This window comes from Mangrovibacterium diazotrophicum (assembly GCF_003610535.1).
In the GTDB taxonomy this organism is placed as follows: domain Bacteria; phylum Bacteroidota; class Bacteroidia; order Bacteroidales; family Prolixibacteraceae; genus Mangrovibacterium; species Mangrovibacterium diazotrophicum.
Window position 1 is genome coordinate 303,992 of record NZ_RAPN01000003.1, and the last position, 14,366, is coordinate 318,357.

A 14,366-nucleotide genomic window follows, 5' to 3' on the forward strand; every position below is an offset into this window, starting at 1 on the left:
TGCAGAAATTTAGGGTTTATGTCCTATCAGGAATCTTTTCTGAAATATTTGAGATTCGAAAAAAGATGTTCGGATCATACAGTTGTTGCCTATAAGAAAGACCTCGATCAGTTTGAAGAGTTTTTGTTCAAAACGGTCGGGGATTTTAACGTTTTAAAGGTTGATAGTAAGATGGTTCGGTCTTGGGTTGTTTCGCTAATGGATGGCGGAATGGCAGCAAAGACGGTGAACCGCAAGATTACTTCTTTGAAATCGTTTTATAAATTTTTATTGAGGCAGGAATTGATAGAGGTTACGCCGATGGATTCGGTGATTTCGCCAAAGGTCCCCAAAAAACTTCCTTATTTTGTTGATGAGGGAAGTTTGCATCGTTTGCTGGATAACGGGTATTTCAGGAATGATTTCGAAGGTGTTCGTGACAAGCTAATTTTAAGCTTGTTTTACGGTACCGGGATGCGTCTTTCTGAATTGGTTAATTTAAAAGATTCGGATATCCGTCAAAGCGAAACTTTGCTTCGGGTTTTGGGTAAAAACAATAAAGAAAGAATTGTTCCATATCCACGGAGTTTGAATAACTTGATCGGAGAGTATCTGAACATGAGAGAGACCGAATTCGGAAATAATTCCCCACAGTTTTTTGTAACCTCAAAGGGCAAACCGGTTTACCACAAGTTGATTTATCGCGTGGTGTATAATCATTTGGCTTTGGTGACCCCGCTAGAAAAGAAAAGTCCGCACATATTAAGACACTCTTATGCAACTCACTTGTTGAACCGGGGTGCAGATCTGAATGCTGTAAAGGAATTGCTGGGGCATAGCAATTTGGCAGCAACGCAGGTTTACACTCATACTTCGACAGAAAAACTACAAAGCATTTATAAACAAGCTCACCCCAGGGCTTAAATTAACAGAGGAGGAAAAGTTATGAATATTAATGTGAATGCCGTTCATTTTACGCCAGATCAAAAACTAGTTGATTTTGCCGTTAAAAAAACCAACAAGCTTGATACATTTTTCGATGGAATTATTTCTGCTGAAGTGATCCTGAAAATTGAGAAACCTGAGATTAATAATAATAAGGTTGCAGAGGTTAAAATTTCCATTCCTTCCGCTGACTATTTGTTTGCTAAAAAGCAGGCAGATTCTTTTGAAGAAGCTATCGATTTGTCTATTGATGCATTGAAGAAACAGCTCTCCAAATTCAAAGAAAAGCTGAAAGAAAAATAATTTTAAAATTTACACCAGAATTTGTGTGTTAATTAAAAATATTTATACATTTGCAAACCCTTTTCGAAGTACTCCTTTTGAGGGAGAATTAATCGTCAAAAAATAAGTTAGTATACTGATTTGGAGAGGATACTGCGGCGAAAAGTTAAGCAAATGTTATGCCGGATTAGCTCAGTTGGCCAGAGCACGTGATTTGTAATCTCGGGGTCCACAGTTCGAATCTGTGATCCGGCTCAAAAGTTTAAGCCTTAAGGCTTTAGTTCTTTAAAATATTGAAAGCAAAATTAGTTGGGGAGATACCAAAGTGGCCAACTGGGGCAGACTGTAACTCTGCTGGCGTACGCCTTCGTAGGTTCGAATCCTGCTCTCCCCACCAAACAGTTTGCAAGTTTACAGTTAATAGTTTTGAGTTGAATTACTTGAAACTTTAAACTCGAAACTTTAAACTGATTAAGTTGCGGGAGTAGCTCAGCTGATAGAGCATTAGCCTTCCAAGCTAAGGGTCGCGGGTTTGAATCCCGTCTCCCGCTCAAAATATTTGCGACGAACTTGTTGCCGTGGTAGCTCAGGGGTAGAGCGCATCCTTGGTAAGGATGAGGTCGTGAGTTCAATTCTCATCCTCGGCTCAGATTGAAATTAAAATAAAATTTAAAATTCTTATTTGTTATGGCTAAAGAACATTTTAATAGGGATAAGGACCATGTTAACATTGGTACTATCGGCCACGTTGACCACGGTAAAACTACCCTGACAGCTGCTATCACTGCTGTATTGGCAAAAAAAGGTCTTTCTGAAGTTAAATCTTTCGCTTCTATCGACAGTGCTCCAGAAGAAAAAGAGCGTGGTATCACTATTAACACTGCTCACGTTGAATATCAAACAGCTACTCGTCACTATGCACACGTTGACTGTCCGGGTCACGCCGACTACGTGAAAAACATGGTAACTGGTGCTGCTCAGATGGACGGTGCGATCATCGTAGTAGCTGCTACTGATGGTCCTATGCCTCAAACTCGCGAACACATCCTGTTGGCTCGTCAGGTAAACGTACCTCGTTTGGTTGTTTTCATGAACAAAGTTGACATGGTTGAAGACGAAGAATTGTTGGAATTGGTTGAAATGGAAGTTCGTGAATTGCTTTCTTTCTACAACTTCGACGGCGATAATACTCCTGTTATTCAAGGTTCAGCACTTGGTGCATTGAACGGTGAAGCACAATGGGAAGAAAAAGTAATGGAATTGATGGACGCTTGCGACACTTGGATTCCACTTCCTCCACGTGATATCGACAAACCATTCTTGATGCCTGTAGAAGACGTATTCTCGATCACTGGTCGTGGTACTGTAGCCACTGGTCGTATCGAAACTGGTTTGGTTCACACAGGTGATGAATTGCAATTGATCGGTTTGGGTGCTGAAGGTCGTAAGACTGTATGTACTGGTGTTGAGATGTTCCGTAAGATTTTGGATGATGGTCAAGCTGGTGACAACGTAGGTTTGTTGTTGCGCGGTGTTGACAAAAAAGAAATCAAACGTGGTATGATCTTGGCAAAACCAGGTTCAATCACTCCTCACACTAAATTCAAAGCTGAGGTTTACGTATTGAAAAAAGAAGAAGGTGGTCGTCACACTCCATTCCACAACAAATACCGTCCTCAATTCTACCTGCGTACATTGGACGTAACCGGTGAGATTTCTTTGGAAGAAGGACGTGAAATGGTAATGCCAGGTGATAACGTGTCTATCAACGTTACATTGATCTACCCAGTAGCATTGAACATCGGTCTTCGTTTCGCTATCCGCGAAGGTGGACGTACTGTAGGTGCGGGTCAGGTTACTGAAATCGTAGAATAATACTTCGGTATAAGATAAATTTGAAGAAGTCCCGAGTCTTTGGACTCGGGACTCTTTTCGGATGAAACTCGACGGGAGTTTTTTTGCTGTTTAAAAGTAAGTTCGATTCTTGCTCATCCACAACAACTAAATAAAGAAAGTTAGAATGAAACTTAAACTATATTTCGAAGAGGCTTATAACGAACTAGTACATAAAGTAAGTTGGCCTACTTGGAAAGAGTTGCAAAATAGTGCATTTATTGTAATGGTTGCTTCCTTTATCATAGCACTTGTTGTATTCGTAATGGATATCTCTTTCGAGAACGTTATGAATCTAGTGTACAGTTTATTTTATTAATACGATTGGAGAGTCAGAATGAGCGAAAACGTCAAAAAATGGTATGTTCTCAGAACCGTCGGAGGTAAAGAAAAGAAGGTTAAAGAATATATCGAAAGCGAAATAGCGAATGCTGGACTTCAAGAGTACATTTCGCAGGTACTTATTCCAACGGAAAAGGTTTATCAAATCCGTAACGGGAAAAAAATTAGTAAAGAACGAAATTTCTTTCCAGGTTACATTTTGATTGAAGCTGCCCTGGTAGGTGAGATCCCGCACATGTTGAAAAATATTACCAACGTGATCGGTTTCTTAGGTGACACCAAAGGGGGAGATCCTGTTCCCATGCGATTGTCAGAGGTGAACCGTATTTTAGGACGTGTTGACCAGATGGCCGAAGCTGATGCAGAGGTTAACATTCCGTATGTTGTTGGCGAAACTGTGAAAGTGACTGACGGTCCTTTTAACGGATTCAATGGAATCATTGAGGAGATCAACGAGGAGAAGAAGAAGTTGAAAGTGATGGTCAAAATTTTTGGACGAAAAACGCCTTTGGAACTTAGCTTCATGCAAGTCGAAAAGGAGTAGTAAATTTTATTATTAATTATTATGGCTAAAGAAGTTGCTGGATTAATCAAATTGCAAATAAAAGGGGGTGCGGCTAATCCTTCACCACCAGTTGGACCAGCATTGGGTAGCAAAGGTGTAAACATCATGCAGTTCTGCAAACAGTTTAACGGCCGTACTCAGGAGTTAGCTGGTAAAGTGCTCCCGGTTATTATTACTGTTTATGCAGACAAATCGTTTGATTTTGTAATTAAACAACCCCCGGTAGCCGTTCAATTGTTAGAAGTTGCAAAATTGAAATCTGGTTCAGCTGAACCTCACGCGAAAAAAGTAGCGAAGGTAAGCTGGGATCAGGTAAAACAAATTGCAGAAACTAAAATGTCAGATTTGAATTGTTTTACAATGGAATCTGCAATGAGAATGGTTGCTGGTACTGCCAGAAGTATGGGGATTACTGTTGAAGGTGAATTCCCAGCTAATAACTAATTAAATTATTAAAGATGGGCAGAATTACAAAAAATATGAAGCTTGCTCAGGAGAAACTTGAACAAGGCAAACTCTATACAATCGAGGAAGCTGCACAATTAGTAAAGGATATTACCTTTTCTAAATTTGATGCTTCTGTTGATATAGATGTTCGTCTTGGAGTTGACCCTCGCAAAGCTAATCAGATGGTTAGAGGCGTTGTTTCTTTACCCCACGGAACAGGGAAAGAAGTTCGCGTGCTAGCTTTAGTAACTCCGGACAAAGAAGCCGAAGCGAAAGAAGCTGGTGCAGACTACGTTGGTTTGGACGACATGATCGACAAAATCAAAGGTGGTTGGACTGATTTCGATGTTGTAATTACACAGCCACCAGTGATGGGTAAAATTGGCCCACTGGGACGTGTACTTGGTCCACGAGGCTTGATGCCAAACCCAAAGAGCGGTACCGTTACGATGGAAGTAGGCAAAGCTATCAAAGAAGTAAAGCAAGGTAAAATTGATTTTAAAGTTGATAAATTCGGTATCGTGCATACCTCAATTGGTAAAGTTTCTTTCGACCCGAAAAAGATCGAAGAAAACGCACGTGAATTTATGAACACTATCATCAAATTGAAGCCAACTGCTGCAAAAGGTACTTATGTAAAAAGTATTTACATCTCAAGTACTATGAGTCCGGGTATTCAAGTTGAACCAAAGTCAGTTGACTAGTAAAGAATTGTTGAAATGAAAAAATCAGAGAAATTAGATATCATCGATAATCTGACGCAGGAAATCAATTCTTACAGCCACTTTTATCTGGCCGACACAGCTGACTTGAATGCTGAAGACACAAGCAGTCTGCGACGTCAGTGTTTCAACAAACAAATTAAATTGGTTGTTGTTAAGAATACACTCCTGCGTAAAGCACTCGAAAATTCTGAAAAGAATGCAGAGGAACTTTACGATGTACTTAAAGGAAACACTTCTATCATGTTTTGTGAAGTTGGTAACGAGCCAGCTAAACTGATCAAAGAATTCGGTAAAAAGTACAAAAAACCAGTACTTAAAGCCGCTTACGTTGAAGAATCAGTTTACGTAGGTGAAAACCAATTAGAAGCGTTGACTTCAATCAAGTCTAAGAATGAGTTACTTGGAGAACTTGTTGGCTTGCTGCAATCACCAATCAAAACCGTATTGGGTCAATTGCAATCAGGCGGAAACACAATCCACGGCATCCTTCAGACACTTTCAGAAAAAGAATAATTTTAGTTACATTTTATCGCATAAAAATTTAAAGGAAAATGGCAGATTTAAAAGTGCTTGCAGAAGAGTTAGTAAACTTGACTGTAAAAGAAGTTAATGAATTAGCTGACATTTTAAAAACAGAATATGGTATTGAACCTGCTGCTGCTGCTGTAGCTGTAGCTGCTGGCCCTGCTGCTGGTGGTGAAGTTGCTGAAGAAGCTGTTCAAACAGAATTTGACGTAATCCTGAAATCTGCAGGAGCATCAAAATTGGCTGTTGTTAAATTGGTTAAAGAATTGACTGGGTTAGGTCTTAAAGAAGCTAAAGAAGTAGTTGACGGTGCACCGAAAGCTATCAAAGAAAAAGTTTCAAAAGACGAAGCAGAAGCTTTGAAAAATCAGTTGACAGAAGCTGGAGCTGAAGTTGAACTTAAATAAGAGACTGAAGACCATATAAGGTCTGGATGGTTTAGAGTCCCACGTATGTGGGATTCTAAGCCTTTTTGCATATTTAGATTTTAAGTTCACTTAATTTAGTTGATACATGTCATTAAACATTGAAAACCAGAGGATTAGTTTCTCTTCTACAAAAACAGTATTTGATTATCCCGATTTCCTCGAAGTTCAGATTAAAGCCTTTAAAGAGTTTTTTCAGATGGCAACAACGCCTGAGAATAGAAAAAGCGAGGGTTTATTCAAGGTATTCGAAGAAAACTTCCCGATCACAGATACAAGAAATAATTTCGTTTTAGAGTTTATTGATTATCAAGTTGATCCGCCACGCTACTCAATCGACGAATGTATTGAGCGGGGATTAACGTTCAGTGTTCCGGTGAAGGCCAAACTAAAACTGTATTGTACCGATCCTGAGCATGAAGATTTTGACACAGTCGTTCAGGACGTATATCTGGGAACAGTGCCGTACATGACAGACAAAGGTACCTTTGTTATCAACGGTGCTGAACGTGTGGTTGTATCTCAATTACACCGTTCACCTGGGGTTTTCTTCGGTCAAAGTGTACACGCAAACGGTACTAAGTTGTACTCAGCCCGTATCATCCCTTTCAAAGGATCATGGATTGAGTTCGCTACCGACATCAACAGTGTGATGTATGCGTACATCGACCGTAAAAAGAAATTACCTGTAACAACTTTGTTACGGGCCATTGGTTACGAAAGCGATAAAGACATCCTGGAAATTTTCGGTCTTGCCGATGAAATCAAGGTTTCAAAAACAGGTCTTCAAAAAGTGGTTGGTCGTAAACTGGCTGCCCGTGTATTGAAAACCTGGGTTGAAGACTTCGTAGATGAAGATACTGGTGAAGTAGTATCTATCGAACGTAACGAAGTTTTGATCGACCGTGAAACGATCATCGAAAAAGAACATATCGATGAGATTGTTGATTCAGGTGCAAAAACAATTTTGTTGCACAAAGAGGATCACAACCTTCAGGATTTTGCCATTATATACAATACGCTTCAAAAAGACCCGTGTAACTCGGAAAAAGAAGCTGTATTGCACATCTACCGTCAGTTGCGTAACGCAGAACCGCCTGATGAGGCTACCGCCCGCGACGTGATTGACAAATTGTTCTTCTCAGAGAAACGTTATGATCTTGGTGAAGTAGGACGTTATCGTATCAACAAGAAGTTAGGACTGGACATTCAAATGGATGTTACTGTTCTGACTAAAGAGGACATTATAGAAATCATCAAATATTTGATCAAACTGGTTAACTCAAAAACCGATGTCGATGATATCGACCACTTGAGTAACCGTCGTGTTCGTACAGTTGGCGAACAAATGTACAACCAGTTTGGTGTTGGTCTGGCCCGTATGGCCCGTACCATTCGCGAACGTATGAACGTACGTGATAACGAGGTGTTTACTCCAATTGACTTGATCAATTCGAAAACACTTTCATCTGTTATCAACTCGTTCTTCGGTACCAACGCGCTGTCACAGTTCATGGACCAAACAAACCCACTGGCGGAAATGACGCACAAACGTCGTATGTCAGCCTTGGGACCTGGTGGTCTTTCTCGTGAACGTGCCGGTTTCGAGGTTCGTGACGTTCACTATACTCACTACGGACGTTTGTGTCCGATTGAAACTCCTGAAGGTCCGAACATCGGTTTGATTTCTTCTTTGTGCGTGTTCGCCAAAGTAACCGATTTAGGATTTATCTCGACTCCATACCGTAAGGTAGAAAACGGTCAGGTTGACTTGTCGGAAGACGGCGTAATGTACTTGACTGCCGAGGAAGAAGAAGGTAAGGTGATTGCACAGGCAAACGCGCCAATCGATGATGATGGTCATTTTATTAACCAACGTGTTAAAGCTCGTTTGGAAGGTGACTACCCATTGGTTGAAAAAGAAGAAGTTCAATTGATGGACGTAGGTCCTAACCAGATTGCTTCTGTTGCCGCTTCGTTGATTACCTTCCTGGAACATGATGATGCGAACCGAGCTTTGATGGGATCGAACATGATGCGTCAGGCAGTGCCGTTGCTTCGTCCGGAAGCACCAATTGTTGGTACCGGACTGGAAAAATCAGCTGCTGAAGACTCACGGGTGATGATTGCTGCTGAAGGCGAAGGTGTTATCGACTATGTAGATGCTGACGAAGTAATTGTTCGTTACGATATGACGGATGATGAGAAATACGTTAGCTTCGACACAGAATTGAAGAGCTATAAAATTGCCAAATACCAAAAAACCAACCAAGGTACTGTTGTTGACCTGAAACCGATTGTGGAAAAAGGACAACGTGTAACTAAAGGTCAGATCCTGACTGAAGGTTATGCAACCGAAGGAGGTGAGTTGGCATTGGGACGTAACCTGCGTGTGGCCTTCATGCCATGGCAGGGATATAACTACGAGGATGCGATCGTGATTTCTGAACGTATCGTTCGTGAAGATGTATTTACATCTGTTCACGTTGATGAATACGCTTTGGAAGTACGCGACACAAAACGCGGGGTAGAAGAATTTACTTCTGATATTCCGAACGTGAGTGAGGAAGCAACCCGTAACCTGGACGAAAACGGTTTGATCCGTATTGGTGCCGTTGTAAAACCAGGTGATATTTTGATCGGTAAGATTACACCGAAAGGGGAGTCTGATCCTTCACCGGAAGAAAAATTGTTGCGTGCAATTTTCGGAGATAAAGCAGGTGATGTGAAAGATGCTTCGTTGAAAGCTTCTCCTTCATTGAATGGTGTGGTTATCGACAAAAAACTGTTCTCCCGTGTTGTAAAAGACAAAAAAGGGAAAATGGCTACTAAGCCCTTGCTGGATCAAATTGACGAAGAATTTGACCGTCAGATCAGCGCATTGAAAGCTCGCTTGGAAGATAAACTTTTCAACCTGGTAAACGGGAAAACCAGCCAGGGTGTGAAAGATTACTACGGCGGAGAGTTGATTGCGAAAGGCGTAAAATTCACGTTGAAACAACTCCAAGAAATCGACTACTTGACTGTGAACCCTGGAAAATGGACGACAGACAAGGACAAAAACGATATGATCTATGCGTTGGTATTGAATTATATCCAAAAATACAAGGAACACGAAGCGGTTGCACGTCGTAAACGTTACAACGTGACAATCGGTGATGAGCTTCCTGCAGGTATTATTCAATTGGCGAAAGTTTACATCGCTAAAAAACGTAAGCTGCAAATCGGTGATAAAATGGCAGGTCGCCACGGTAACAAAGGTATCGTATCGCGTATTGTACGTGATGAAGACATGCCGTTCCTGGAAGACGGAACACCGGTTGATATTGTATTGAACCCGCTTGGTGTACCTTCTCGTATGAACTTGGGACAGATTTATGAAACTGTTCTTGGATGGGCCGGAAAAGAATTGGGATTGAAATTTGCCACTCCTATTTTCGATGGTGCTAGTTTGGAAGAAGTAACTGCATACACTGACAAAGCAGGCGTGCCAGCCTTCGGTAAAACTTATCTGCGCGATGGTGAAACCGGAGAGCCATTCGACCAACCGGCAACGGTAGGTGTGATCTACATGTTGAAACTGGGTCACATGGTTGAAGACAAAATGCACGCTCGTTCAATCGGACCATACTCATTGATTACACAGCAACCATTGGGTGGTAAAGCTCAATTTGGTGGTCAGCGTTTCGGGGAGATGGAAGTTTGGGCACTGGAAGCATTCGGTGCATCACACATCCTTCAAGAGATCCTGACAGTGAAATCTGATGACGTACTTGGACGTGCAAAAGCTTACGAAGCAATTGTAAAAGGTGAGCCAATGCCACAAGCCGGAATTCCGGAATCACTCAACGTATTGCTGCACGAATTACGTGGTTTGGGCTTGAGTGTAACTCTGGATTGATGACAACGGAACGCGTTTGCGTTCCTCTTAATTAATTTGATATTAAAGACGTCGATATATGGCTTTCAGAAAAGATAATAAAGTAAAAAGCAGTTTTTCCAAGATAGCAATTAGTCTTGCTTCACCGGAAGAAGTCCTGGAACGTTCTCACGGTGAAGTATTGAAGCCTGAAACTATCAACTACAGAACATACAAACCTGAACGTGATGGTTTGTTCTGTGAACGTATTTTCGGGCCGGTAAAAGACTATGAATGCCATTGCGGTAAATACAAGCGTATCCGTTACAAAGGGATTGTTTGTGACCGTTGTGGTGTTGAAGTGACCGAAAAGAAAGTACGTCGTGAGCGCATGGGACACATCTCATTGGTGGTTCCGGTTGCACACATCTGGTACTTCAAGTCACTGCCAAACAAAATTGGTTACCTTCTTGGTTTGCCAACTAAAAAGCTGGACACAATTATTTATTACGAACGTTACGTAGTTATTCAGGCTGGTGTGAAAGCTCAGGACGGAATCAAGAATTTGGATTTCCTGACTGAAGAAGAATACCTGGACATTTTGGATACACTTCCGAAAGAAAACCAATACCTGGATGACGATGATCCACACAAGTTCATCGCAAAAATGGGTGCCGAAGCATTGTATCAATTGCTGGAGCGTCTTGAATTGGATGAAATGTCATACAGCTTGCGCCACCAGGCAAGTACTGAAACTTCACAACAACGTAAAAACGAAGCGTTGAAACGTTTGCAGGTTGTTGAAGCTTTCCGTGCTTCTAAAAACATCAACCGTCCTGAATGGATGATCGTGAAAGTTGTTCCGGTTATCCCACCGGATTTGCGTCCGTTGGTGCCATTGGATGGTGGTCGTTTCGCGACTTCAGACTTGAATGACCTGTACCGTCGCGTAATCATCCGTAACAACCGTTTGAAACGATTGATTGAAATCAAAGCCCCTGAGGTAATCTTGCGTAACGAAAAACGTATGCTTCAGGAAGCTGTCGATTCATTATTCGATAACTCACGTAAATCAAACGCAGTTAAGACTGAAAATAACCGTGCCCTGAAATCGCTTTCAGACTCGTTGAAAGGTAAGCAAGGTCGTTTCCGTCAAAACTTGTTGGGTAAACGTGTTGACTATTCTGCACGTTCTGTAATCGTCGTTGGACCTACATTGTCATTGCACGAATGTGGTCTTCCGAAAGATATGGCTGCAGAGCTTTACAAACCATTCATCATTCGTAAACTGATTGAGCGTGGTATTGTAAAAACTGTAAAATCAGCAAAGAAAATCGTTGACCGTAAAGATCCTGTTGTTTGGGATATTTTGGAAAACGTATTGAAAGGACATCCGGTGATGTTGAACCGGGCGCCCACACTGCACCGTTTGTCAATCCAGGCTTTCCAACCTGTGTTGATCGAGGGTAAGGCAATCCGTTTGCACCCGTTGGTGTGTACCGGGTTCAACGCCGACTTCGACGGTGACCAGATGGCGGTACACGTACCACTTGGTAACGCTGCAATTTTGGAAACCCAGCTGTTGATGCTGGCTTCACAAAACTTGTTGAACCCTGCCAACGGTGCTCCGATCACGGTTCCTTCTCAGGACATGGTATTGGGTCTGTACTACATGACCAAACATCGTGAAGGTGCTCGCGGTGAAGGTATGACTTTCTATTCTCCGGAAGAGGTAATTATTGCCTACAACGAAGGTCAGCTTGAGCTGCATACCATCATCAAAGTAAAAGTTGAAGATGTTGACGACAACGGCGAATACTTTAAACACATCGTTGAGACAACCGTAGGTCGTATTCTTTTCAACCAGGTGGTTCCACGCAAAGCTGGTTACATTAACGAGCTGGCGACTAAAAAGTCATTGCGTAATATCATCTCTGATATCTTCAAGAAAACAGGTAACGCCACTACCGTGAAGTTCCTGGATGACATCAAGGAAATGGGTTACAAGGCTGCTTACCGTGGTGGTCTGTCGTTCAACCTCAGCGATGTTGTTATTCCTGAAGACAAAAAAGTAATTGTAGAAGACGGTTACGAAGAAGTTGAAGAAGTAATGAACAACTATAACATGGGTTTCATTACCAACAACGAACGTTACAACCAGGTAATCGATATTTGGACACATGCGAACGCGAAACTGACCAACTCAGTAATGAAAACGCTGAGCACCGACCGCCAAGGTTTCAACTCAGTATACATGATGTTGGACTCTGGGGCTCGTGGTTCGAAAGAACAGATTCGCCAGCTTTGCGGTATGCGTGGTTTGATGGCTAAGCCTCAAAAATCAGGTTCTACCGGAGCTCAGATTATCGAGAACCCCATCTTGGCAAACTTTAAAGAGGGTCTGTCGGTATTGGAGTACTTTATCTCTACCCACGGTGCTCGTAAAGGTTTGGCGGATACCGCTTTGAAAACAGCTGATGCAGGTTACTTGACACGTCGTTTGGTCGACGTTGCTCAGGACGTGATCATCGCAGACGAAGACTGTGGTACATTGCGTGGTTTGGTTGCAACAGCAGTTAAAAACAACGAGGAAGTTGTTTCATCACTGTTCGAGCGTATCATCGGACGTACTTCTGTTCACGATATTTTCCACCCGCTGACAGGTGACTTGATTGTTCGCTCAGGCGATTTGATTACTGAAGAAGTTGGTAACAAGATCGAAGATTCACCAATTGAAAGCGTCGAAATTCGTTCAGTATTGACTTGTGAAGCAAAACAAGGTGTATGTAGCAAGTGTTACGGACGTAACCTGGCAACTGCCAACCTGGCTCGCCGCGGTGAAGCTGTTGGTGTTATCGCTGCACAGTCAATCGGTGAACCGGGTACACAGTTGACACTTCGTACCTTCCACGTAGGGGGTATCGCTGGTAACATCTCTTCTCAGTCAATGGTTGAGTCTCGTTACGATGGTATCGCTGAAATCGAAGAATTGCGTACAGTTGAAACCAAAGACGAAATGGGCAACAACGTCTATGTTGTGGTTGGTCGTTTGGCTGAACTTCGTATTATCGATAAAAACACACGTATTCCATTGTCAAATCACACGATCCCTTACGGTTCTAAACTTTACATCGAGAACGGTGCTGAAGTAACCAAAGGACAGAAGATTTGTGAATGGGACCCATATAACGGTGTAATCATCTCAGAATACAACGGTAAGATTTCATTCGAAAACTTGATTGAAGGTGTTACTTACCGCGAAGAATCGGATGAGCAAACCGGGTTCAAGGAAAAAGTGGTTATCGAAACCCGTGATAAAACCAAAAACCCATCGTTGCAGCTGTTGGATGAACGTGGTGAAGTGATCCGTTCATACAACTTGCCGGTAGGTGGTCACATCTCGGTTGACGAAGCCGAAATGGTAAAAGCAGGTAAAGTATTGGTGAAAATCCCGCGTGCTTCTGGTAAAGCAGGTGACATCACCGGTGGTCTTCCTCGTGTTACCGAGTTGTTCGAAGCTCGTAACCCGTCTAACCCGGCTGTGGTTTCTGAGATCGATGGTGAAATTTCGTTGGGTAAAATCAAACGTGGTAACCGCGAGATTATCGTTACTTCAAAAGCTGGTGACGTTAAGAAATACCTGGTTCCGTTGTCAAAACAAATCCTGGTACAGGAAAACGACTATATCAAAGCCGGTACTTCATTGTCAGACGGTGCAATTACACCTTCAGACATTCTGGGTATCAAAGGGCCTACTGCCGTACAAGAATACATTTTGAATGAAGTTCAGGACGTATACCGTATGCAGGGGGTAAAAATCAACGACAAGCACTTCGAGGTGATCATTCGCCAGATGATGCGTAAAGTTGAGATCGATGATGCCGGTGACACTCGCTTCCTCGAGAAACAAGTGGTTGATAAAAACGAATTCCTGCACGAGAATGACTGGATTTACAACAAGAAAGTTGTTGTTGAACCGGGAGACTCAGACCTGCGTGCCGGTATGATTATCACTGCCCGTCGTTTGCGTGACGAAAACTCATCGCTGCGTCGTCGTGATAAGAAACTGATCGAGTCGCGTGATGCGATCCCCGCAACATCAGGCCAAATTTTGCAAGGTATCACACGTGCTGCCCTGCAAACACGAAGCTGGTTGTCGGCTGCATCGTTCCAGGAAACCACAAAAGTATTGAACGAAGCTGCCATCCAGGGTAAAGTTGACTACTTGGACGGTCTGAAGGAAAACGTGATCTGTGGTCACTTGATTCCTGCCGGTACCGGTCTGAAAGAATACAAAAACCTGGTTGTTGGTTCACGCGAAGAGTACGATCGTATGGTCGATATTAAAGAAGCGGAACACGCCAATCGTGAAGACTAAT

General features: G+C 42.4%; 11 protein-coding genes and 4 tRNA genes. All 15 read left to right on the forward strand.

Annotated elements, in window-relative coordinates; all coding sequences use genetic code 11:
• The first annotated feature begins 18 nt into the window (after positions 1-18).
• The 15 genes from BC643_RS19500 to rpoC all read left to right on the forward strand — a co-directional run bounded on the left by BC643_RS19500 (position 19) and on the right by rpoC (position 14,365).
• The gene (locus BC643_RS19500) at positions 19-903 is read left to right on the forward strand and encodes a tyrosine-type recombinase/integrase (protein ID WP_120274959.1); all 885 of its coding nucleotides are present in this window, start codon (positions 19-21) and stop codon (positions 901-903) included.
• 21 nt (positions 904-924) lie between these two features.
• Positions 925-1,227, forward strand: coding sequence for a ribosome hibernation-promoting factor, HPF/YfiA family (gene hpf / locus BC643_RS19505; protein WP_120274960.1), 303 nt, complete (start codon positions 925-927; stop codon positions 1,225-1,227).
• A 160-nt stretch (positions 1,228-1,387) separates the two neighbouring features.
• A tRNA-Thr gene (locus BC643_RS19510) sits at positions 1,388-1,461 on the forward strand.
• 56 nt (positions 1,462-1,517) lie between these two features.
• Positions 1,518-1,603 (forward strand) — tRNA-Tyr (locus tag BC643_RS19515).
• An 81-nt stretch (positions 1,604-1,684) separates the two neighbouring features.
• A tRNA-Gly gene (locus BC643_RS19520) sits at positions 1,685-1,757 on the forward strand.
• Positions 1,758-1,781: 24 nt separating this feature from the next.
• Positions 1,782-1,853, forward strand: a tRNA-Thr gene (locus tag BC643_RS19525).
• A 40-nt stretch (positions 1,854-1,893) separates the two neighbouring features.
• Positions 1,894-3,081, forward strand: coding sequence for an elongation factor Tu (gene tuf, locus BC643_RS19530; protein WP_120274961.1), 1,188 nt, complete (start codon positions 1,894-1,896; stop codon positions 3,079-3,081).
• A gap of 145 nt (positions 3,082-3,226) precedes the next feature.
• Positions 3,227-3,418 carry a preprotein translocase subunit SecE gene (secE, locus tag BC643_RS19535; protein ID WP_120274962.1) on the forward strand — a complete coding sequence of 64 codons (192 nt, stop codon included), beginning with the start codon at positions 3,227-3,229 and terminating at the stop codon, positions 3,416-3,418.
• 18 nt (positions 3,419-3,436) lie between these two features.
• Positions 3,437-3,985 carry a transcription termination/antitermination protein NusG gene (nusG, locus tag BC643_RS19540; RefSeq protein ID WP_120274963.1) on the forward strand — a complete coding sequence of 183 codons (549 nt, stop codon included), beginning with the start codon at positions 3,437-3,439 and terminating at the stop codon, positions 3,983-3,985.
• A 21-nt stretch (positions 3,986-4,006) separates the two neighbouring features.
• Positions 4,007-4,450, forward strand: a complete 444-nt coding sequence (gene rplK, locus BC643_RS19545) for a 50S ribosomal protein L11 (protein ID WP_120274964.1) — start codon at positions 4,007-4,009, stop codon at positions 4,448-4,450.
• 14 nt (positions 4,451-4,464) lie between these two features.
• Complete coding sequence (rplA, locus tag BC643_RS19550; RefSeq protein WP_120274965.1) at positions 4,465-5,157, forward strand: 50S ribosomal protein L1; 693 nt, start codon at positions 4,465-4,467, stop codon at positions 5,155-5,157.
• A gap of 15 nt (positions 5,158-5,172) precedes the next feature.
• Positions 5,173-5,691 carry a 50S ribosomal protein L10 gene (gene rplJ / locus BC643_RS19555; RefSeq protein WP_120274966.1) on the forward strand — a complete coding sequence of 173 codons (519 nt, stop codon included), beginning with the start codon at positions 5,173-5,175 and terminating at the stop codon, positions 5,689-5,691.
• Between the two features lie 38 nt (positions 5,692-5,729).
• Complete coding sequence (gene rplL / locus BC643_RS19560) at positions 5,730-6,110, forward strand: 50S ribosomal protein L7/L12 (RefSeq protein ID WP_120274967.1); 381 nt, start codon at positions 5,730-5,732, stop codon at positions 6,108-6,110.
• A 106-nt stretch (positions 6,111-6,216) separates the two neighbouring features.
• Positions 6,217-10,029 (forward strand): DNA-directed RNA polymerase subunit beta, encoded by a 3,813-nt coding sequence (gene rpoB / locus BC643_RS19565; RefSeq protein WP_120274968.1) that lies wholly within the window; start codon positions 6,217-6,219, stop codon positions 10,027-10,029.
• 58 nt (positions 10,030-10,087) lie between these two features.
• Complete coding sequence (gene rpoC / locus BC643_RS19570) at positions 10,088-14,365, forward strand: DNA-directed RNA polymerase subunit beta' (RefSeq protein ID WP_120274969.1); 4,278 nt, start codon at positions 10,088-10,090, stop codon at positions 14,363-14,365.
• Position 14,366: the final 1 nt, after the last annotated feature.